General features: G+C 27.0%; 25 protein-coding genes. All 25 read right to left on the bottom strand.

Annotation, left to right across the window (positions count from 1 at the left end; all coding sequences use genetic code 11):
* Positions 1 to 5 precede the first annotated feature (5 nt).
* Positions 6 to 740 (bottom strand): isoprenyl transferase, encoded by a 735-nt coding sequence (locus tag BUA77_RS00340; RefSeq protein WP_072886420.1) that lies wholly within the window; start codon positions 738 to 740, stop codon positions 6 to 8.
* Positions 741 to 773: 33 nt separating this feature from the next.
* Positions 774 to 974 carry a hypothetical protein gene (locus BUA77_RS00335; protein ID WP_072886419.1) on the bottom strand — a complete coding sequence of 67 codons (201 nt, stop codon included), beginning with the start codon at positions 972 to 974 and terminating at the stop codon, positions 774 to 776.
* Between the two features lies 1 nt (position 975).
* Entirely contained in the window at positions 976 to 1,533 is a 558-nt protein-coding gene (frr, locus tag BUA77_RS00330; RefSeq protein WP_072886418.1) for a ribosome recycling factor, read from the bottom strand.
* A 2-nt stretch (positions 1,534 to 1,535) separates the two neighbouring features.
* Complete coding sequence (gene pyrH / locus BUA77_RS00325; protein ID WP_072886417.1) at positions 1,536 to 2,249, bottom strand: UMP kinase; 714 nt, start codon at positions 2,247 to 2,249, stop codon at positions 1,536 to 1,538.
* A 60-nt stretch (positions 2,250 to 2,309) separates the two neighbouring features.
* Positions 2,310 to 3,224 (bottom strand): translation elongation factor Ts, encoded by a 915-nt coding sequence (tsf, locus tag BUA77_RS00320; RefSeq protein ID WP_072886416.1) that lies wholly within the window; start codon positions 3,222 to 3,224, stop codon positions 2,310 to 2,312.
* Positions 3,225 to 3,280: 56 nt separating this feature from the next.
* The gene (gene rpsB, locus BUA77_RS00315; protein ID WP_072886415.1) at positions 3,281 to 3,994 is read right to left on the bottom strand and encodes a 30S ribosomal protein S2; all 714 of its coding nucleotides are present in this window, start codon (positions 3,992 to 3,994) and stop codon (positions 3,281 to 3,283) included.
* 238 nt (positions 3,995 to 4,232) lie between these two features.
* Positions 4,233 to 4,592: a hypothetical protein gene (locus BUA77_RS00310; protein WP_072886414.1), complete on the bottom strand. Its 360-nt coding sequence runs from the start codon at positions 4,590 to 4,592 to the stop codon at positions 4,233 to 4,235.
* 14 nt (positions 4,593 to 4,606) lie between these two features.
* The gene (locus tag BUA77_RS00305; protein ID WP_072886413.1) at positions 4,607 to 6,004 is read right to left on the bottom strand and encodes a DUF342 domain-containing protein; all 1,398 of its coding nucleotides are present in this window, start codon (positions 6,002 to 6,004) and stop codon (positions 4,607 to 4,609) included.
* A 22-nt stretch (positions 6,005 to 6,026) separates the two neighbouring features.
* Positions 6,027 to 6,770, bottom strand: coding sequence for a sigma-70 family RNA polymerase sigma factor (locus BUA77_RS00300; protein ID WP_072886412.1), 744 nt, complete (start codon positions 6,768 to 6,770; stop codon positions 6,027 to 6,029).
* On the bottom strand, positions 6,763 to 7,080 hold the full coding sequence (locus tag BUA77_RS00295; RefSeq protein WP_072886411.1) for a hypothetical protein: 318 nt from the start codon (positions 7,078 to 7,080) through the stop codon (positions 6,763 to 6,765). The genes BUA77_RS00300 and BUA77_RS00295 overlap by 8 nt, the downstream gene beginning before the upstream one ends.
* A 16-nt stretch (positions 7,081 to 7,096) precedes the next feature.
* Positions 7,097 to 7,585: a chemotaxis protein CheD gene (locus tag BUA77_RS00290; protein WP_072886410.1), complete on the bottom strand. Its 489-nt coding sequence runs from the start codon at positions 7,583 to 7,585 to the stop codon at positions 7,097 to 7,099.
* Complete coding sequence (locus tag BUA77_RS00285) at positions 7,578 to 8,201, bottom strand: chemotaxis protein CheC (protein WP_072886409.1); 624 nt, start codon at positions 8,199 to 8,201, stop codon at positions 7,578 to 7,580. The genes BUA77_RS00290 and BUA77_RS00285 overlap by 8 nt, the downstream gene beginning before the upstream one ends.
* A gap of 34 nt (positions 8,202 to 8,235) precedes the next feature.
* Positions 8,236 to 8,667 carry a chemotaxis protein CheW gene (locus BUA77_RS00280; protein ID WP_072886408.1) on the bottom strand — a complete coding sequence of 144 codons (432 nt, stop codon included), beginning with the start codon at positions 8,665 to 8,667 and terminating at the stop codon, positions 8,236 to 8,238.
* Positions 8,668 to 8,681: 14 nt separating this feature from the next.
* Positions 8,682 to 11,021, bottom strand: a complete 2,340-nt coding sequence (locus BUA77_RS00275; protein ID WP_072886407.1) for a chemotaxis protein CheW — start codon at positions 11,019 to 11,021, stop codon at positions 8,682 to 8,684.
* Positions 11,022 to 11,024: 3 nt separating this feature from the next.
* Complete coding sequence (locus BUA77_RS00270; RefSeq protein WP_072886406.1) at positions 11,025 to 12,098, bottom strand: protein-glutamate methylesterase/protein-glutamine glutaminase; 1,074 nt, start codon at positions 12,096 to 12,098, stop codon at positions 11,025 to 11,027.
* Between the two features lies 1 nt (position 12,099).
* Positions 12,100 to 12,750 carry a flagellar brake protein gene (locus BUA77_RS00265; protein ID WP_072886405.1) on the bottom strand — a complete coding sequence of 217 codons (651 nt, stop codon included), beginning with the start codon at positions 12,748 to 12,750 and terminating at the stop codon, positions 12,100 to 12,102.
* Between the two features lie 7 nt (positions 12,751 to 12,757).
* A complete protein-coding gene (locus BUA77_RS00260; protein WP_159428922.1) occupies positions 12,758 to 13,657 on the bottom strand; it encodes a MinD/ParA family protein in 900 nt (299 codons plus the stop codon).
* Between the two features lie 6 nt (positions 13,658 to 13,663).
* Entirely contained in the window at positions 13,664 to 14,818 is a 1,155-nt protein-coding gene (flhF, locus tag BUA77_RS00255) for a flagellar biosynthesis protein FlhF (RefSeq protein WP_072886403.1), read from the bottom strand.
* A gap of 2 nt (positions 14,819 to 14,820) precedes the next feature.
* The gene (gene flhA / locus BUA77_RS00250) at positions 14,821 to 16,860 is read right to left on the bottom strand and encodes a flagellar biosynthesis protein FlhA (protein ID WP_072886402.1); all 2,040 of its coding nucleotides are present in this window, start codon (positions 16,858 to 16,860) and stop codon (positions 14,821 to 14,823) included.
* 10 nt (positions 16,861 to 16,870) lie between these two features.
* A complete protein-coding gene (gene flhB, locus BUA77_RS00245) occupies positions 16,871 to 17,959 on the bottom strand; it encodes a flagellar biosynthesis protein FlhB (protein WP_072886401.1) in 1,089 nt (362 codons plus the stop codon).
* A gap of 11 nt (positions 17,960 to 17,970) precedes the next feature.
* A complete protein-coding gene (gene fliR / locus BUA77_RS00240) occupies positions 17,971 to 18,750 on the bottom strand; it encodes a flagellar biosynthetic protein FliR (protein ID WP_072886400.1) in 780 nt (259 codons plus the stop codon).
* Positions 18,751 to 18,762: 12 nt separating this feature from the next.
* A complete protein-coding gene (fliQ, locus tag BUA77_RS00235) occupies positions 18,763 to 19,032 on the bottom strand; it encodes a flagellar biosynthesis protein FliQ (protein WP_072886399.1) in 270 nt (89 codons plus the stop codon).
* A gap of 15 nt (positions 19,033 to 19,047) precedes the next feature.
* The gene (gene fliP / locus BUA77_RS00230; protein WP_330389926.1) at positions 19,048 to 19,797 is read right to left on the bottom strand and encodes a flagellar type III secretion system pore protein FliP; all 750 of its coding nucleotides are present in this window, start codon (positions 19,795 to 19,797) and stop codon (positions 19,048 to 19,050) included.
* Positions 19,784 to 20,065, bottom strand: coding sequence for a flagellar biosynthetic protein FliO (locus BUA77_RS00225; RefSeq protein WP_072886398.1), 282 nt, complete (start codon positions 20,063 to 20,065; stop codon positions 19,784 to 19,786). Before BUA77_RS00225 ends, fliP begins: the two co-directional genes overlap by 14 nt.
* A 7-nt stretch (positions 20,066 to 20,072) precedes the next feature.
* On the bottom strand, positions 20,073 to 20,435 hold the full coding sequence (locus BUA77_RS00220; protein ID WP_072886397.1) for a response regulator: 363 nt from the start codon (positions 20,433 to 20,435) through the stop codon (positions 20,073 to 20,075).
* Between the last annotated feature and the right edge of the window lie 24 nt (positions 20,436 to 20,459).

The following is a 20,459-nucleotide window of genomic DNA, read 5'->3' as shown; positions in this document are numbered from 1 at the left end:
TCCCCCTATTTAAGTCCTCCAAATCTTCTTTCTCTATTTTGATAATCTAAAATAACTTTATGTAAATTCTCTTTTTTAAAATCCGGCCAATATATCTCTGAAAACCAAAATTCCGAATAAGCTATTTCCCATAATAAAAAATTGCTAACTCTATACTCTCCACTAGGTCTGATTAAAATATCAGGATCTGGTATATCTCTAGTACTTAAATAATTTTTTATAAAATCTTCATCTATATCTTCTATGCATACATTTCCTTTATCATATTCTTTTAATATATTTATTATAGCATTTTTTATATCATTTCTACTTCCATAGTTTAATGCTAAAGTAAGAACTAATCCATCATTATTTTTTGTAAGTTCTTTAGCTTTTTTTAACTCTTCTTGAGCAATTTTAGGAAGACAAAAAACATCTCCTATTGTATTTAAAATAACATTATTCTTATGAAGTTCTTTAACTTCTTTTCTTAAATATTCAACTAGCAAGTTCATCAAAGCATTTACTTCATCTTTAGGTCTTTTCCAATTTTCTGTTGAAAAAGCATATAGTGTTAAATACTTGACACCTAAACTACTACATTCCTTAACAATCTCTCTTATAGTTTCAACTCCTGCTTTGTGACCAAAAGTTCTAGGTAAAAATCTTTTTTTAGCCCATCTTCCATTTCCATCCATTATTATAGCTATGTGATTTGGAATATTATTTTTATCTATATTTTCTATTTCTCTTTTGTTCATTCTTTTCCTCCAAGTAAATATTTTTCCAACTCCTTATTCTAAGGAGTCGGAAAAATATGTGATAACAAGTTCTATATTATTATCTTTTTCTTTTACCATTATTACTCTAGGAAGTTTTAGTATTTCTTTATCCTTATATCCTTTAGTTTCATTAACAATATATTTTATATTTTTACTTTTAAGTATATTTTCTGCTTTTTCAAGTTCAAGTCCTAATAGCTCATTATAATCCAACTTAAACCTCCATTATTTCTTTTTCTTTCTTAGCTAAAAGTTCATCAACTTTCTTTATATGACTGTCAGTCATTTTTTGAACCTCATCTTGAGCCTTTTTTAAATCATCTTCTGTAATTTCACCATCTTTTTGCATTTTCTTTAGCTTATCATTAGCATCTCTTCTTTCATTTCTCAGAGCTACTTTAGAATTTTCTGCTGTTTTGCTAGCAAGTTTAAATAACTCTTTTCTTCTTTCTTCTGTAAGTTGCGGAATAACTATTCTTATCATTTTTCCATCATTAGTCGGGTTAAATCCTAAGTCTGCTAATTGAATAGCTTTTTCAATACTTCCTAAAGCCGACATATCCCATGGTTGAATTACTAAACATCTTGGTTCTGGAGCAGATACTGTAGCTAATTGCTTAATTGGAGTTGGTGATCCATAATAATCTACAATAACTCTATCTAGCATTCCTGGATTTGCTCTTCCAGCTCTTATAACTCCTAACTCTTCTTTTAAAACTGAAATAGTTTTTTCCATTTTTTCTTCTAAAACCTTATGAACTTCTAATCTCATAATTACTCCTCCTCTACAATAGTTCCAATGTTTTTTCCTAAAACAACATCAATAATATTTTTAGAGTTATTTAACCCAAATACCCTTATAGGTATTTTATTATCCATACACAAAGAAGTTGCTGTTGAATCCATAACTTTTAATCCTCTTTTTAAAACTTCTATGTAAGAAAGTTTATCAAACTTTTTAGCATCAGGATTTACCATAGGGTCACTATCGTACACTCCATCAACTTTTTTAGCTAAAAGTATAACCTCAGCTTCAATTTCAGCTGCTCTTAATGCCGCTGCTGTATCTGTTGAAAAGTATGGATTTCCTGTTCCAGCTGCAAATATAACTACCCTATCTTTTTCTAAATGTCTCATTGCTTTTCTTCTTATATACGGTTCTGCTATTTGTCTCATTTCTATAGCGGTCTGAACTCTAGTTAAAACCCCTATATTTTCTAAAGCGTCCTGCATAGCTAAAGAATTCATTACAGTAGCAAGCATTCCTATATGATCTGCAGTAGTTCTATCCATTCCTTCACTAGTTCTCCCTCTCCAAAAATTACCTCCACCTACTACTATAGCAACCTCTATGCTCATTTTTTGTAATTCCTTTATAGATACAGCAATTTCATTTACAACTTCATTATTTATTCCAAATCCTTTTTCTCCAGCTAAAGCTTCTCCACTTAATTTTAATAATACCCTTTTATATATAGGTTTATCCATAAAAAATCCTCCATTCAATATTCTTCTAAAAAAGAGAACACACAAGTGTTCTCTTTTTTATTATTTAAGTTGCTTAGCAACTTCTTCTGCAAAGTTTTCTTCTTTCTTTTCTATACCTTCTCCAACTTCAAATCTAACTACTTTAGATACTTTAATTTCAGTACCTAATTTACTAGCAGTTTCTTTAACAAGTTTTTCAACTGTTAAATCTGGATTTTTTACGAATGGTTGATCAAGTAAACACACTTCTTTTAATTGCTTATTTAATCTTCCAACTACCATTTTTTCAACTATCTCAGCTGGTTTTCCTTCATTTAATGCTTGTTGCTTTAATATTTCTGTTTCATGAGCTATGTACTCTTGATCTACATCTTCTCTTGAGATATATTTTGGATTCATAGCAGCAACTTGCATAGCAATATCTTTTCCTAAAGTAAGTAATTCGTCACTATCAGATTCTGTTTCCATTGCTACTAATACTCCTATTTTTCCACCAGCATGAATGTATCCTGCAACTTTCCCACTATCAACTACAAATTTTTCAAATCTTCTTACATTCATATTTTCTCCAATTGTAGCTATTTTAGAATTTAGAGCTTCTTGAACAGTTGCATCAGCATCTAAATATTTTTCATTTAATAATTCTTCAACAGTTGTTTTATCTGATTTTAAAATTGTAGTAGCTACATCCTTTACAAAGTTTTTAAAATCTTCATTTTTAGCAACAAAATCAGTTTCAGAATTCACTTCAACTATAGCAGCTTTTTTGCCATCTTCAGTCATACATATATCTACTAACCCTTCAGCTGCTACTCTACCTGATTTTTTAGCAGCTTTTGCTAAACCTTTTTCTCTTAATAAATCTATAGCTTTTTCCATATCTCCATCTACTTCAGTTAATGCTTTTTTACAATCCATCATTCCTGCGCCAGTTTTTTCTCTTAGTTCTTTTACCATTGCAGCTGTAATTGCCATATAATCGCCTCCCTATATATTATTAAAGGTAAGGGATTTTATCCCTTACCAATTTATTATTCTTGTACCTCTTCTACTTCGTCTTCAACGCCTTGCTTACCTTCTGCTACAGCGTTAGCTACTGTACTAGTAATTAGCTTAACCGCTCTTATAGCATCATCATTTCCTGGAATTGCATAATCAACTTCTTCTGGATCACAGTTAGTGTCAACTATAGCAACAACAGGAATACCTAATCTATGAGCCTCTTGTATTGCTATTTTTTCTTTTCTTGGATCTACAATAAATAAAGCTCCTGGTAATTCAGGCATATCCTTAATACCATTTAAATACTTTTCTAATTTTTCTTTTTCATGTCTTAATTTTATAACTTCCTTTTTAGGTAGAACATCAAACGTTCCATCTTCTTCCATTTTTTCTAATTCTCTTAATTTCTGAATTCTGTTTTTGATAGTTTTGTAGTTAGTCAACATACCACCTAACCATCTCTCATTTACATAAAACATTCCACATCTTTCAGCTTCTTCTTTAATAGCATCTTGAGCTTGTTTTTTAGTACCAACAAATAATATTGGTTTTCCAGTTTCAGCAACTTCTTTAATGAATTTGTAAGCTTCTTCAATTTTCTTTACTGTTTTTTGTAAATCAATAATATAAATTCCATTTCTCTCAGTAAATATGTACTGAGCCATTTTTGGATTCCATCTTCTTGTTTGATGTCCAAAATGAACACCTGCTTCTAATAATTGTTTCATTGATATAACTGCCATTTAAAATGCACCTCCTATGGTTTTCCCTCCGATTTGGGCATCTTCTTAAAAGACCCTTTGGCACCATTTTAAGAATTCCAAATCGTGCGTATTATTTTCGCCTCTGATAGTATATCACAAGGAATTTAAATTTACAATATTTTTTTCCATTTTAATTTACTAATATTTTCATTATATTTACAATTTCATTAAAATTGTGTCCATTTTCACCTTTAATATACATAAATTATCTTAATTATTATTCTCTTTTCAATTTTAAAATTAAATCAACTTCACGTATACTTTTATTTGTCATTTTAGCAATTTCTTCTTTTGAATATCCTAATAAACTCAGTCTTTCAATTTCATTTGAATAGGTAACTTTTAAATTTTTAGAATTTATAACACTTGTTTCATTTTTTATATTATTATTTATAATTTTAATATTTTTATCTAATTCATTTAATTTATTTATTACTAAATCATCAGTAAAATTGCTTTTAGATTCATTTGCTATCTTAATTACATGTTCAAATCTAGAAGAAAATTTAACTAAGAAAGATAAACTTATAATACACGTAATAAATCCGATTAAAATGATTACGTAATTTATATTCATACTTTCCTCCTACATTACAACTTTCTCGTAACAATATCTTTATCTTCAATATAAAACTTAACTCTACTTATTTCTTCTCTTATATACTTTGTTAATTTTCCTATATTTATCTTAACTCCAGGATATATTTTTTTCTTAACAGTTAAAATTCCTCCTTTTGAATCTTCAATTTCACTACTAATTTTTTGTATATTAGCATTCAAAAATTCTAATCTTTCAGAAAATTCATTGTATGATTCTAATTTTTTTAAAAACATATCTCTTGTTTCTCTGCTTAATGCTCTTTTTTTCAATAGGTTTTTATAAGAATTTATAGTAACTGTTAAAATTTTTAGTTTTTTTTCAATATCTTTTTTTTCATCCAAAAAATATTTTATCTTAATTTTAAGTTTAGGATCAACACCAATTTCTAAATATGTTCTTGTCCCCATTGGAGATCCTATTATATTTGCAGTTATATTTTGTCCAACATTTAATTCTCCTCCTGCTATTAAACCTTTTTTTCCATTTACTGTTATACTGCCTACGCACATTATATTACTATGAACTATAAAATCTGTAACTATATCTCCTTCACAAATTACTTTAGCATTTTCTATATACTTACAAATCAAATTTCCCTTACAAAATATAACTTCTTTATCACTGCCTTGTATCCCACTTTTTACAATCAAATCTCCCTCTGTTTTTACTGTAGCACTTTCTATTACCCCATTAACCTCTATGTCCCCTTGTGATTCTACAAAAAATCCAGATTTAATATCTCCATAAACTAAAACATCTCCACTAAACCTAATATTTCCAGTAGAAGAATCTACATTTCCTTTTATATCTAAAAGTGTATTAATACTTATTCTTCCATCTTTAAATTCAACTCTTCCCTTACATTTACTTATAACCTTTAATCCATCTTCACTTATTTCTACATTTTTACCTAACTTAAAGTTTATATCTTTACCTTTATTAGCTCTTATTTTCTCACCTTTCAAATTTATTCCGTCTATGCCTTCCTTTGGTGGAATTTTTTCAGCCAAAACCTGTCCTTTTTCTATACTTTCTACAAAATTAAGTTCTTTAAAATCTATTTTCCCATTTTCATCAATTTTAGCTTTCTTTTCTTTGTTATTATTAAAATAATATTTAATAAATGCATTTTCACCAGACACAGGCTTTAATCCTTGTGCTATCTCAACTGGTTTATTTAGATTATTCCCTTTAATAATATCATCTATATATCTTTCATTTATCCCATATACAATATTATTTTTTTTTAAAAATTCTAATATATATTGTTTGCTCAAATTTACCTCTTCTTTACTAGTTTTTATTTTTAAGTAAGCTTTCATGAAATCATTTGTTATATTAAGTATTATCTCTCCATCATCAAATTTTTGATAAATGTCTTTTGCCATTAATCCCACCCCCAATACCTACTTAAAAATTTTCTAGCCTTGCTTTTATTTTCAATATAGATTTGCTGTGAATTTGAGATATTCTTGACTCAGATATATTAAGGATTTTTCCAATTTCTTTATAGGTAAAACCTTCATAATAATACAAACTAACTATAAGTCGTTCTCTTTCATTTAGTGCATCTAAAGATTTCTTTAAGCTTTCTATAATATCTTTTTTTATTAAAGATTCTTCTGGGTTTATATCAGAAGAAGTATCTTCTATTTGAATTTTAAAATTATCATTTAATTCCTCTTCTAAAGAAACTACATTATATATATTTGTTTCCTCTAAAAGCTTTAAAACTTCACTTTCACTTTTATTCAGTTCACTTGCTATTTCACTTGTTGTAGGCTCTCTTCCTAATTTATTTTCTAATTTTGAATAAACATCTTTTATCAATTTGGATTTTTGACGTATAGACCTAGGTATCCAATCTAAATTTCTTATTTCATCAATTATAGCACCTCTTATTCTAACTGACGCATAAGTTTCAAATTTTATATTTTTGCTGTAATCATATTTTTCTATTGCATCTATAAGCCCTATTATTCCATAGCTAACTAAATCATCATATTCTATATTTGACCCATAATAATTATAAAGTCTTCCTGAAATTATTTTAACTAATTTTATATATTTTAAAATAATTTCTTTCTTTAACTCACTTTTCAAATTTTTATCTTTTAGACTTTTATATTTAACCCATATATCTGATTCATTCATCTAAATGCCTCCAATTTAATTCTTCAAATTCATCATTATTTTCTTCTACTTGTCCACTAGGATCATTTAATATGTCTTTTATATCAGACTCTATAGGAGGTATAGCTATATCTATACTATTTTTCACTTTGTTTATATTTTTCAAAATTATATTAAAAAATATAAACAAAGCTATATTTAATGCTATCAATAAAAAGATAGATCTATTAATAAACTCAGAAAAGCTTATTTTTTTTATTATTACACTTAATGTGTATATAAAAAATACTAAATAATTTATTATAAGTGTATATAATATATTTTTCTTCATATTTTAACACCTTAATCTATATTATTTTCTTACCTTTACCTATAGTCTTAATTGATAATTCTCCATTATTACAATTAAACTCTATAGTCCTTCCATGATTACCCAAAACATCTTCTCCTTTAATTGCTATTCTATACTCAGAAAGCTTTTCTTTTACAGCAATTACATTTCTTTTTCCTATATTAAGAGTATTACTCTTTATAGAAATATTAAACATTTGAGCTCCTCCAGCAATTTTAGCTATTAAACTACTTTTTGATGCTCCCATTTTTATCAATTCTTTCAAAAGCTCTTCAAGAGCTGTATCTGCAAATTTTGCCTTATTTGAATTGTTTTTTATTTCTTTACTTGAAGGTAACATTATATGTGCCATTCCTCCAATTTTTCTAAACTTATCGTATAAAACAATGCCAACACACGACCCTAAACCTAATGTTATTAAAACATCATTTTCTTTTCCCGTTTTATATTCTGCCATTCCTACTTTTATAACATTATTATTCATCAATTAACACTCCCAGACTTTTGAATAACACTCTATACGAATCTATGTCTGGCATTAAAAAGAATTTTCCTACAATCTCATTGTTTCCTTCTTTCAATTTATTTTCTATTAATATTATTTTATCACTTATTTGTCCATATTCTATAGCTGGTACACTTAATATAGAACCAGCCATATCTATACTTACAGAAGGAACAGATATATTTATTTTTAAATTAGAAAATGCAGATATAGAGTTTATATACGAACTTGATAGTATATTTCCTATTTCTTGCAAGGCAGAAATTTCCATATCATTATAAAATTCATTTTCTGGTTTTTTCCCAAATAAAATTTTCAATAAATTATCACTAGATTCTTTATCTAAAATTAATAACATGGTTCCATTTATGTCTTTGAAAAAACTAATATACACACCTACTACAATTAACTCTTCTCCTCCTAAAATTTCCACTATTCTCTCTGTATCCAGTATTTCTATAGATGGAACTTCCATATCCACTTTTGTGTTAATCATTTTAGAAAGAGATGTAGCCGCATTACCAGCTCCTATATTTCCTATTTCTTTTAAAACATCTATATATATACCTTTTAAATCATTTATTTGAAAGCCCATAACCTTTCTTTCTCCCTCCGCCCTTAAATTATAGTTAATTATTCATATTTAATATTTTGTACACATCTATTAATATGATAACTCTATCTTCAATTTTGCCTATTCCTTTAATAAAACCTTCATTAAAACTATCATCAACTACATTGTAATCAACATCTTCTTGATTAATATCCTTTACTTCAGAAGCAGAATCTACTATAAACCCTATTAAAACATCATCAATTTTATTAACTATTATTCTAGCATCTTTATCATATTCTTTATCATCAAGATTAAATCTTTTTCTCAAATCAATTACTGGTACTATTTCCCCTCTTAAATTAATAACTCCTTTTATATAACTTTCAGTTTTAGGAACTCTAGTTATTTCTATCATTTTTTCTATAGTTTGAACATAATTTATGTTTATCCCATAAAACTCTTCTTCTAACTTGAATATAACGTATTGATTATCATTATTTTTCAATTCTTTCACTCCCCTTAAAATAGAGAATTTGTATCTATAATTAATGCTACACTACCATTACCTAATATAGTAGCCCCAGCTATAAAATTAATTCCACTCAAATACTTTCCTAATGATTTTATAACTATTTCTTGTTGTCCTATTAGACTATCTACTATTATACCTAAGTCTTTATCTCCTTTTTTTACTATTACAACAGTTACTTCCTCTAAGTTATTTTCTCTTTCTTTTTCTAAGTCAATTACATCTGCTAAATTTATTAGTGGAAGTGTTTTTCCTCTATATAAAACAATATCCTTTCCTTCTACCTTTCTAACTTTGTTTTTTTCTATATTTGTTATTTCTTTAATATTATTTAAAGGTATAGCATATTTTTCACTACCAACCATTACCAATAAAGCTTGTATTATAGCAAGAGTTAGTGGAAGTCTTATTATAAATTTAGTTCCTTTATTTTGTTCAGTTTCTATTTCTACTTCCCCTCCTAGTGCTTCTATCTTTGTTTTTACAACATCAAGACCTACACCTCTTCCGGAGATATCTGATATTTTATCTGCTGTACTAAAACCAGGAGCAAATATTAAATAACTAGCTTCTTTATCGTCTATTAAGGCTCCTTGCTCTTTGCTCATTACTCCTTTTTCTATAGCTTTCTTTTTTATTTTTTCTACGTTAAGTCCAGCCCCATCATCACAAACTTCTATAACAACATTATTTCCATCTGGATAAGCAAGAAGTTTAACTGTTCCTACTTCATTTTTGTTTAGTGATTTTCTTACCTCTGGAGTTTCTATCCCATGATCAATAGAATTTCTAAGAAGATGAATTAGTGGATCTCCAATCTCATCTATAACAGTTCTATCAACTTCTGTTTCTTCACCTTCCATTATTAAATTGATTTCTTTATTTAATTCTTTAGAAAGATCTCTAATCATTCTTGGAAATCTATTAAATACTCTTTCAATAGGAACCATTCTAACTTTAGTAACTGCATCATGAAGATTTGTGGTAATTCTTTCTAAATACTCTATAGCTTCATTCATATTTTGTGTTTTAGAAGATATATCTATATCTTCTAATCTAGTCTTAACTATTATAAGCTCACTTACTAAATTCATAAGATTATCTAATCTGTCAATATCTACTCTAACAGTTTTTCCTGTTTTTCCTTTTCTTTGTTTATTTTGATTTTTCTTATTATTTTCTATTTTTTTTACTTCTTTTTCACTCTTATTCTTTTGTAAACTTAGTTCATTTCCAAAGACTTTATCATCTATATTTTTTTCTGTAAGTGAAACATCCTCTATAAAATCTTCTATAATTACATGATTTATTTCCGATATATTTTTTATTTTTTCTTTCAATACTTCTTTGTCTAGCTTTGTTACAATTATAAGATCAAATTCTTCCCCAAAATTTTCATCCTCAATATCCTCTACAGATGGATTTGAGTATATTACTTCTCCATCTTCTTCTATTGATTTAAATACTAAAAAAGCTCTTGCAGATTTTAGCATACAATTTGAATCCAGCTCTATTTTAAGACTGTATGAATTTAAGCCACCTTCTTTTGCTTTAATAACTACATCATTTATATATTTAAATTCTTCATTATTTAAATTTTTATTAATCTTTTCATTATCTTGAATAAAATCATTTACAATTACTTCATTTATTTCTGATATGTTTTTTATCTTTTCTTGTAAATTTTCTTTTGTTAATTTTGTTACAACTACTATATCAAATTCTTTATCAAAATTCTCATTTTCAATATCCTCTGCCGAAGGATTTGTTTGTATTATTTCTCCATCTTCTTCTATTGATTTAAATACTAAAAAAGCTCTTGCAGATTTTAGCATACAATTTGAATCCAGCTCTATTTTTAAACTATAAGTATTTAGTCCACTTTCATTTGCTTTAGATATTACATCATTTATATATTCTAATCCTTCATTTTTTTCTGCATCTTTTATATTTTCTACATTTTCCAATCTATATATTATATCTTCTATTGATCTATCTGATTCTTTGCCTTCAATCTCTATATTTTTTATAAACTCTTCTAAAATGTCTAATCCTTCAAATAATATATCTATTATATTAGAATCTATTTTTAATTTTCCACCTCTAATATCATCTAAAATATTTTCCATTTTATGTGTAAGATTAGATACTTTTAAGAACCCCATAGTAGATGACATTCCTTTAAGAGTATGTGCAATTCTAAATATTTCATTCACTATTTCCATATTTGAAGTATCATTTTCAAGTTCTAATAAACTTTGGTTTAAATTTTCTAGGTGCTCTTTAGATTCATCTAAAAACATATCTAAATATTGTTCTAAATCAAGCATTAACTACACCCCCATTAACTTATTAATTTCTTTGCTAATAAAATTAACTGGAAGAACTTTATCTGCTAGTCCTAAATTTATAACTGATTTTGGCATTCCGAAAACTACACATGTTGATTCGTCTTCTGCTATTGATATAACATTACTTTTCATTTCTTTCAATTTTTTTAATCCTTTTGTTCCATCAGAACCCATTCCTGTCATTACAACAGCAATCATTTTTTTTAAATCAATCTCACATAAAGAATAAAACATTGCATCTACAGAAGGTTTATGACTTGAAACCTTTTGCCCATCATCTAAAACTATTTTAATACGCTTCCCTTCATTTTTAAATTTAATATGTCTATCACCAGGAGCAATATATGCTACCCCATTTTTTATAATTTCTCCATCTTCAGCCTCTTTTACAAAAATTTGAGAAATATTATTCAATCTTTCTGCTAATGATTTTGTAAAGCCAGGAGGCATATGTTGGACTATTACAATTGGTGCATTAATATTTTTTGATATATTAGTTACAACTTCTTGAAGTGCTCTAGGCCCTCCTGTAGAAGTTCCTATTGCAATTATATATTCTACTGTGTCAGATCTTATGTTTATGTCTTTTTTATTCAAATTTTCCTTATTTATTTTTTTTATTTTTTTCTCTACTGTATAAGGCTTTTTAGAAACTTTAACCCTTGAAGCAATCTTTATTTTATCTGTAATCAAAGATTTTATTTCTTCATCATTTATCTTAAAAATATTTGAAGGTTTAGTTATAAAATCTACAGCACCTAAATTTAAAGCTTGTATTGTCAAATCTGCTCCACTCTTAGTTAAACTGCTTAGCATAACTACAGGAGTTGGTTTTTGATTCATTATTTTTTCTAAAGTTAATATTCCATTCATTATTGGCATTTCAACATCTAGAGTTATTACATCCACTTCATTTGTCATTAGCTTTTCTATTGCTTCTTTTCCATTTTTCGCAACATCTACTACTTGAATTTGTCTATCAGCAGACAGAATATCTCTAATTATTTTTCTTATAAAAGCTGAATCATCAACTATTAATACTTTTATTTTATCCATTCTAAATCAACCCTTTTTGCCTTAATATTCTTTGTTGTTTAAATAAATAACCAACTATATAATTTCTATCCTTTTCTTCTATTTCTAAAAACTTAATGCCAATTTCAAATTGCTTAATATTTTTTTCATATATTTTTGTTCTTATTACTTGAACTTTCATTTCTAATTCTTTTCCTTCTATTGTTATCCTGCACAATACATTTTCATTATCTTCTAATTTTTTATCAGATATTAATTTGAGTCCCCCACCGCTTAAATCTTTTGTATATCCAGTTGTAATAGTTTCATTTTCATTATTGTAAATTTCTACTGGAATACTGACATCTAGTCTAAAATAATTTCTTCTTTGTATAGTTTTTGTCTCAGTTAGCTGCTTTATCATAAAATAAGGAACTCTATTCTTTTTTCTATTCATTAATTTTGCTGTAAAATAAAATATACCCTTGTTATCAACACTATAATACACCAATATTTTACTTCCAATAGATATTGGTACTAAATTTCCTTCATGTATAGGTATTGCTATAAAATACTCATCTTCTGATGCTATTTCAAGGAGTTGACTGATTAAACTTTTATCTTTATCTATATAATCATCAGACACCTGAATTTCTAGTTTATCACCTACTTTAAAATAATTCTTGTACTTCATTTAATTTCTACCCCCTATTGCTGAAAAATAAATTAGATAATTTTTTTACAAAACTAGTAAATACTTTATCTTTCTCTTTTTTTCCTAATAATTTATTACAGATAATATCTATATTTTGACTTGCTAAACTATTAGGAGACCCTAAATAAAATGGTGTTTGCTTTTTTACACAAACTTGAACATTTTTATCATTGTTTATATATCCCAAACATTCTAAGTTTTTATATAAAAATTTTTTAGCTACTAAACTTAGTTTATTGAATGTAATTTCAGCTTCTTGCTTTGTATCAGCTTTATTTATAACTAAATTTATAGTTTTACTAGAAGATTCTTTATTAATAACTTTAATTAAAGCATAGGCATCAGCTATTGATGTAGGTTCAGGAGTTGTAACTACAATTATTTCCTCTGAAGAAGATATAAAGGACATAACTGATTTTGATATACCTGCTCCTGTATCTATTAATATAAAATCTGCATAATTTTTTAGATAAGCTATATTATTTAATATTTTATTTAACTTATACAGTGGTAAATCAACTATATCACTTATTCCTGCTCCTCCTGAAATTATTTTTAACCCCAAAGGTCCTTCTATAATTATATCTTCAATATTTATATCATCTTTTACTAAGTCTATAAGTCCTAATTTCGGGCTAATTCCAAGAAGAATCTCTATATTTGCAAGACCTAAATCAGCATCAATAATTAAAACTTTGTTACCCTTTTTTCTTAAAGCTAAAGCTAAATTCAAAGTGAAGTTACTTTTTCCTACTCCACCTTTTCCACTAGATACGCAAATCACCCTTGGTTCATTTTCACTATTTTGCTGCTTATCTTTCCCATCTGAATAAGTATAACTATTTTTTTTTAGAATGGCACTTCTAAGTTTTGAGGCTTGATCCATAAGCATTTACCTCCTGAGAACTTCATTTACTACTTTTTTAATATCAAATTTTTCTATATCATCTGGTACATTCTGCCCAAAGGTAGTATAAGCTATAGGCTTATTAGAGCTGTTTAAAATATCTAGTACTATACCAATTCTATCTGTTTCATCTAATTTAGTTACTATGATTTTATAATCTTTTAAAAAGCTATATTCATTTATAATATTTTTTATATCATCTATATTCCAATTTGCACTTAATACTAAAAATATTTCTTTATCTTCAAAACAATCTAAAAAAACTTTTAATTCCTTCATATGTTTTTTATTTTTATGACTTCTTCCAGCTGTATCTACAAATATTAAATCTCTATTTTTTAATTTTTCTATACAGTAACTTACATCATTTATATCATACGCTACCTCAATTGGGGCATTCAATATATCTGCATATGTTTTTAGTTGATCAACAGCTGAAATTCTATAAGTGTCTAATGTTAAAAATCCAACCTTCTTATTCTTTTTTAATACAACTTCTGAAGCAAGTTTAGCTAAGGTTGTAGTTTTTCCAACACCAGTTGTTCCAATAAATATATTTACTTTTTTATTAAAATTAAAATTGTCAAAGTTATATATTTTAAATTTATCTAATAAATATTTTTCTACATAAACCTTAAATTCACCATCATCCATTTCTACAGATTCAATGTTACATAAAATATTTTCTATTAATTCATCTGATAGTCCTTTTCTTTTTAATTTTTTATAATAATTTTTAAATTTAATTTTTATACTTTCTTCACTATTAAAATTAATATCTACCTTGTTATTTATTTTTCTTATCATTTTTTTAAGTTCTTGTATTTCTTTATTTAATGCATTCACTTCTTCATTTTCACGTTCAATTTTATCTATTTTGTTTTTTACTTGAGTCTTAAACTCTATTTTCTTTATATATTTATTATCCAAGTTTTGTTCTTCTAAATCAATACTTTTATTTGATAATTGTTGTTTCTCTAAAGCTGCTAATACTTCCACTTTTTCTTTTTTAAAAAGTCCAAATACTCCTCCTGTTTTAATTTTTTTAGTATGAAGTATTACTGCATTATCCCCTAGTTCATTTTTAGCATTTTTGATAGCTTCTTGTGCATTATCTGCAATAAATTTTTTTATTTGCATTACTATATACTCACCATCCCTATAGATTTAATTTTAACTTTAGGGTCTACTTCATTATATGATAATACAATTATATCATCACTAATTTGTTCTATAAAACGTTTAAAATAAAGTCTTATTATTGGAGGTGTAACTATTATAGGTTGTTCTCCTATAGATAAAAGCTTTTCTACTTCCTTACTTAAACTTGAAACGAGTCTTTGAGAAATTTGAGGATCTAATGCTAAGTAATTACCTGTCTCTGTTGGCTGAAGAGAATCCATAATTATTTTTTCTAAATTTGGATCTAGGGTTATAACTTTGGCTTCATTGTTAGGAATAAACTGTTTAGTTATTGTTCTAAATAAAGATTGTCTTACATATTCTGTAAGAGTATCTGTATCTTTTGTTATAGCCCCATAATCTGCTAAAGTTTCCATTATAGTTGATAAATTTCTAATAGTTACTCCTTCTTTTAAAAGATTTGATAATACCTTTTGAATATCTCCTAAGGACAGTAAATTAGGTATTACTTCTTCAACTAGAGCTGGACTACTTTCTTTTAAATTATCAATTAACATTTTCACCTCTTGTCTTCCTAAAAGTTCATGTGAGAATTTCTTTATAACCTCTGTTAAATGAGTAGAAATAATTGAAGGAGGATCAACTACAGTATAGCCTAATATTTCAGCTCTTTCTCTTTCTTTTTCGTCAATCCACTTAGCCGGAAGCCCAAATGCTGGTTCTATAGTATCAATACCGCTTATTTCCCCTTCTGCCATTCCTGGATTCATAGCCAAATAGTGATCAAATACTATTTCTCCTTTAGCTATTTCCACTCCTTTTATCTTGATAATATACTCATTTGCTTCAAGCTGTATGTTATCTCTAAGTCTTATCATAGGAACAATTATTCCCATCTCAATAGCACATTGCCTTCTTATCATGACAAGCCTATCAAATAAATCTCCACCCTGTGACTTGTCAGCTAGAGGTATTATCCCATACCCAAATTCAAGCTCAATAGGATCTACTTGAAGAAGAGGTAATACATTTTCAGGTTTCCTTATTTCTTCTACATCTACATCTGTACCTTCCTTTTCTATTTCTTCTTCTCCTACTTCTGAAATGTCAGCAGATTTTCTAAGATAAAAGCCTAAGATAAGAAAAATTACTGACAAAGCAAAATAAGGAATAAACGGAAGAGGAGTTATAGCTAAAAAGAACAATACTCCTGATATTATAAACATAATTTTGGGCTGTTTAAAAAGCTGATTAATAACATCTTCACCTAAATTTGACTCAGAAGCTGCTCTTGTAACTACTATTCCAGTAGCTGTAGAAATAAGAAGAGCTGGGATTTGAGATACTAAACCATCTCCTACAGTAAGAAGTGTAAATCTAGTAATAGCTTCTTGTATAGAAAGTTTTTGAAAAGCTATTCCCATTATAAATCCAGCTAATATATTAATAACCGCTATAATTATCCCCGCAATAGCATCTCCTTTTACGAATTTAGATGCTCCATCCATTGCTCCATAAAAATCTGCTTCCATTTGTATTTTTTTTCTTCTATCTCTAGCTTCTTTTTCATCTATAAGACCAGAATTTAAATCTGCATCTATTGCCATTTGCTTACCAGGCATAGCATCAAGAGTAAATCTGGCTCCTACTTCTGATACTCTTTCTGCTCCTTTTGTAATAACCATAAATTGAATAATAACAATTATGATAAATACTATAAATCCAACCAAGGCATTTCCACCCATTACAAAGTTGCCAAAAGCTTCAATTACATCTCCAGCACTTCCTGTTCCTAATATATATCTTGTACTTGTTATATTAAGAGCAAGCCTGAACATAGTAGTAATTAGTAATAAAGATGGAAATATAGAAAACTCTAATGCTTCTTTATTATATATTGCAATTAAAAGTATCAATAATGAAAAAGATATATTTAAACTTAAAAGAATATCAAGTGCAAAAAGGGGTACTGGTATTATTATCATTAAAATTATACCTATTATCCCTATAGTTACTATAATATCTCCTGATTTTTTCATTCTCATCCCCCTACTTACTTCCATTTTTTAATGAATACACATAAGCAAGTATTTCTGCTATAGCTTCATAAAGCTGAGGAGGTATTAAATCTCCTATATTTACCAAAGCATATAATTCTCTTGCTAAAGGTTTATTTTCTACTATTGGTATATTGTTTTCTTTAGCTTTTTCTTTAATTTTTAATGCAACTAAATTTTTTCCCTTTGCAATTACATAAGGGGCATCATATTCCATTTCATCATATCGTATGGCAATAGCAAAATGAGTTGGATTTGTAATAACAACATCAGCTTTTGGAATATCCTGCATCATTCTCTTCATTGCAGACTGTCTTTGCTTTTCTTTTATTTTTGATTTTATTTGAGGATCTCCTTCTGATTGCTTAAATTCCTCTTTTATTTCTTGTTTAGACATTTTTAGGTTTTTTTCATGTTCATGCCATTGATACAAATAATCAAAAATAGATAAAATAAAAAGTACAACAGATAATCTTATCCCAAGATTTATAGATAAATCAAATAACGCATAGGAAAATTGAACTTTACCTAAATACATTGGTTTTAGTAAATAAGAGATATTTTTTTTTACATAGCTATAAGATATAATCGTAAGTATTAAAAGCTTAAAACTAGACTTTGAAAATTCAAAAAAAGCTCTTAAAGAAATCAGTTTTTTAAATCCTTCAATAGGATTTAATCTTTCAAATTTAAACTTTAAAGTTTCTGTTGTAAATAATTGTCCTACTTGAATCCGACTACTTAAAATAGCAATTATAGCATTTATTAATACAACTATACTAGCTCCTTTAATTGCAAAATAAAAAATATATATAAAAACTCTGTATCCCACTAAAGTATTTTCAAACTCGGCATCAAAAAAGTTATCTTTAAAAAACAATATACTTTCATATAAATTATTAACTATATGTTTACCAAAATATTTTAAAATTAGTAAAGAAAAAATTAGGGTTACAGAAGAAGTTATTTCTTTACTTTGAAGTACTTGACCTTTTTTTCTAGCTTCTTGTTTCTTTTTAGGAGTTGGTTTTTCTGTTTTTTCATCCCCTGCAAAAAGCTGTAAATTTATATATATATTCATTTATCTCATCCTTAAAATAATTTTATACTTTGAAATATAAATTCATACATGTCTTTAAATATTGTTTTTATTATAGGTATATAATAAGGAAATGTGATAGACATAATAGCAAGTCCAAATATTATTTTAAGAGGCATACCAACTACAAATACATTCATCTGAGGCATAGTTCTAGCTAATACACCCAATATTAAGTTAGTTAAAAATATAGATATAATAACCGGTATAGCAATTTTTAATGAATATATAAAAATATAATCCAATAATTTTATTATTAGTATAAAAAAATTGTCATTAACTTTTATTAAACTATTAACAGGCAATAAATAAAAACTATTGATCATACCCCTTATTAAATAGTGATGTCCATTTAGTATCAAAAAAATCAATGTAGAAAGTATATAAATAAAATTTCCTGAAATAGAAACTTGAGATCCATACTGAGGATCTAAAACATTTGCCATACTAAACCCTAAATCCCTATCTATAAAGGACCCTGCAAGAAAAAATATTGAGAATATCACAAATGCAATAAATCCAATAATTAGTCCTATTATTAATTCTTTAATAGCCAAAAATAATAACTGCAAAAATGGAATATCACTTAAATTCGAAGCACTTATATATGGTAAAATTATATATGCTAATATCATAGAAAACCCTAATTTAAAAATATTCGGAAGGTTCTTCCTTCCGAATACAGGTGATGCTATAAATAGCCCTATACATCTTGATAAAACAATCATATATAAATTTAAATAGGTTACTATTTGACTTAAAGCCTCATTCATATTATCATCTCTTTACTTTATAAACTTCTCTATATTTAAAAATAAATTTTCTGTAAAATTAACAATAGTGGCTATCATCCAATGCCCAAACAATACTAAAGATATAAATGTAACAACAATTTTGGGTACAAAAGATAGTGTAGCTTCTTGTATTTGTGTTGTAGCTTGAAATATACTAACTAAAAGCCCTACTATAAGGCTTAATATAAGTATAGGTGAAGCAATTAATAAAATCATAGTTAATGCTTGCTGCCCTAAATTAATAGCAGAATTAACATCCAATTTTTCACTTCCTTTTTATTTGAAACCCATTACAATAGATTTTATCACTAAATTCCATCCATCTACCAATATAAAAAGTAATATTTTAAATGGAAGAGATATCATTACAGGTGGTAGCATCATCATACCCATAGACATCAATGTACTTGCTACCACCATATCTATTATTATAAACGGAATAAAAATTATAAATCCTATTTGAAATCCTGTTTTGAGTTCGCTTATCAAAAAAGCCGGAATCAAAACTCTATTAGGTATATCTTCTAAAGTTTTAGGCTTTTCTATTTTAGAAATTTCTATGAAAAGAGAAATGTCTTTTTCTCTTGTTTGTCTAAACATAAAACTTCTTACAGGCTCCATGGCTAGGCCAAAAGCTTCCTCTTGAGTTATCTCTTCATTGAAATATGGATTTAGTGCATTATTATAAATCTCATTTCCAACTGGAGCCATTATAAAAAATGTTAGAAATATAGCAAGACCAACTAAAACCTGAGTAGGTGGATTTTGTTGAGTAGCTAAAGCATTTCTTAAGAAAGATAATACTATTATTATTCTAGTAAAAGAAGTCATCATTATTATTATTGTTGGAAGTAATGAAAGTACAGTGAATAACAATATTAGTTCAATTGTACTACTTAAATTCCTAGGGTCTGTAGTTCCATTTAACTCCAAAGAAATATTTGGTACTTGTGGTTGAGCCCATGATAAATTTGTACTAAGTAAGCATATTGTTATAAACAAAAATACTATTTTAAATTTTTTCATTATTATCATCCTTAAGCTTAAAAGTATCTATTTTGGTGAATTTATCTTGAGAAATACCTAGTAAATATTCTTTCTCTTTATATTGTAATAAAATGACTTCTTTATCTTTTCCTAAAAATAGCCTTTCTACAATCTTAATTTTTTTATTTTTATGCAAAAATTCATTTTTTCTTGCTAAATATTTCGATGTCCATTGAGCCAAATATAGTATTATTAGAAAAACACATATATATCCAATTATTTTTAATATTTCTAATAAAATACCCATTTTAAAATTAACCTAAAACTTTTTTAACAGCCTCTAATACCCTATCAGCTTGAAAAGGCTTTACTATAAAATCCTTAGCTCCAGATTGAATAGCTTCAATTACCATTGCTTGTTGTCCCATTGCCGAACACATTATTATATTAGCATTAGGATCCATTTTCTTTATTTCTTTTACTGCTTGTATACCATCAACCTCTGGCATAGTAATGTCCATGACTACAAGATTTGGCTTTAATTCCTTGTACTTTTCTATTGCCTTTGCTCCATTTTCAGCTTCACCAACAACTTCATATCCATTTTTTACTAAAATATCCTTAATCATCATTCTCATAAATGCTGCATCATCAACTAATAATATGCTCTTTGACATTTTGTAATTCCTCCTTATAATTTG

This window comes from Tepidibacter formicigenes DSM 15518, assembly GCF_900142235.1.
Lineage (GTDB): Bacteria > Bacillota > Clostridia > Peptostreptococcales > Peptostreptococcaceae > Tepidibacter > Tepidibacter formicigenes.
The sequence above is the reverse complement of the archived record's forward strand: the minus strand, read 5'-3'. Positions and strand labels throughout refer to the sequence as shown.

Excerpts from the sequence above, each read along its gene's own strand:
- flhB (WP_072886401.1), bottom strand. The coding sequence starts at position 17,959 with ATGAATATATATATAAATTTACAGCTTTTTGCAGGGGATGAAAAAACA.
- tsf (WP_072886416.1), bottom strand. The coding sequence starts at position 3,224 with ATGGCAATTACAGCTGCAATGGTAAAAGAACTAAGAGAAAAAACTGGC.
- rpsB (WP_072886415.1), bottom strand. The coding sequence starts at position 3,994 with ATGGCAGTTATATCAATGAAACAATTATTAGAAGCAGGTGTTCATTTT.
- BUA77_RS00270 (WP_072886406.1), bottom strand. The coding sequence starts at position 12,098 with ATGGATAAAATAAAAGTATTAATAGTTGATGATTCAGCTTTTATAAGA.
- BUA77_RS00305 (WP_072886413.1), bottom strand. The coding sequence starts at position 6,004 with ATGGCAAAAGACATTTATCAAAAATTTGATGATGGAGAGATAATACTT.
- BUA77_RS00295 (WP_072886411.1), bottom strand. The coding sequence starts at position 7,080 with ATGAAGAAAAATATATTATATACACTTATAATAAATTATTTAGTATTT.
- fliP (WP_330389926.1), bottom strand. The coding sequence starts at position 19,797 with ATGAAAAAATTTAAAATAGTATTTTTGTTTATAACAATATGCTTACTT.
- BUA77_RS00275 (WP_072886407.1), bottom strand. The coding sequence starts at position 11,021 with ATGCTTGATTTAGAACAATATTTAGATATGTTTTTAGATGAATCTAAA.
- flhA (WP_072886402.1), bottom strand. The coding sequence starts at position 16,860 with ATGAAAAAATCAGGAGATATTATAGTAACTATAGGGATAATAGGTATA.
- BUA77_RS00285 (WP_072886409.1), bottom strand. The coding sequence starts at position 8,201 with ATGGGCTTTCAAATAAATGATTTAAAAGGTATATATATAGATGTTTTA.
- BUA77_RS00300 (WP_072886412.1), bottom strand. The coding sequence starts at position 6,770 with ATGAATGAATCAGATATATGGGTTAAATATAAAAGTCTAAAAGATAAA.
- BUA77_RS00310 (WP_072886414.1), bottom strand. The coding sequence starts at position 4,592 with ATGAATATAAATTACGTAATCATTTTAATCGGATTTATTACGTGTATT.
- BUA77_RS00290 (WP_072886410.1), bottom strand. The coding sequence starts at position 7,585 with ATGAATAATAATGTTATAAAAGTAGGAATGGCAGAATATAAAACGGGA.
- BUA77_RS00225 (WP_072886398.1), bottom strand. The coding sequence starts at position 20,065 with ATGGGTATTTTATTAGAAATATTAAAAATAATTGGATATATATGTGTT.
- BUA77_RS00340 (WP_072886420.1), bottom strand. The coding sequence starts at position 740 with ATGAACAAAAGAGAAATAGAAAATATAGATAAAAATAATATTCCAAAT.
- BUA77_RS00220 (WP_072886397.1), bottom strand. The coding sequence starts at position 20,435 with ATGTCAAAGAGCATATTATTAGTTGATGATGCAGCATTTATGAGAATG.
- flhF (WP_072886403.1), bottom strand. The coding sequence starts at position 14,818 with ATGCAAATAAAAAAATTTATTGCAGATAATGCACAAGAAGCTATCAAA.
- pyrH (WP_072886417.1), bottom strand. The coding sequence starts at position 2,249 with ATGGATAAACCTATATATAAAAGGGTATTATTAAAATTAAGTGGAGAA.
- BUA77_RS00260 (WP_159428922.1), bottom strand. The coding sequence starts at position 13,657 with ATGGATCAAGCCTCAAAACTTAGAAGTGCCATTCTAAAAAAAAATAGT.
- frr (WP_072886418.1), bottom strand. The coding sequence starts at position 1,533 with ATGAGATTAGAAGTTCATAAGGTTTTAGAAGAAAAAATGGAAAAAACT.
- BUA77_RS00265 (WP_072886405.1), bottom strand. The coding sequence starts at position 12,750 with ATGAAGTACAAGAATTATTTTAAAGTAGGTGATAAACTAGAAATTCAG.
- fliR (WP_072886400.1), bottom strand. The coding sequence starts at position 18,750 with ATGAATGAGGCTTTAAGTCAAATAGTAACCTATTTAAATTTATATATG.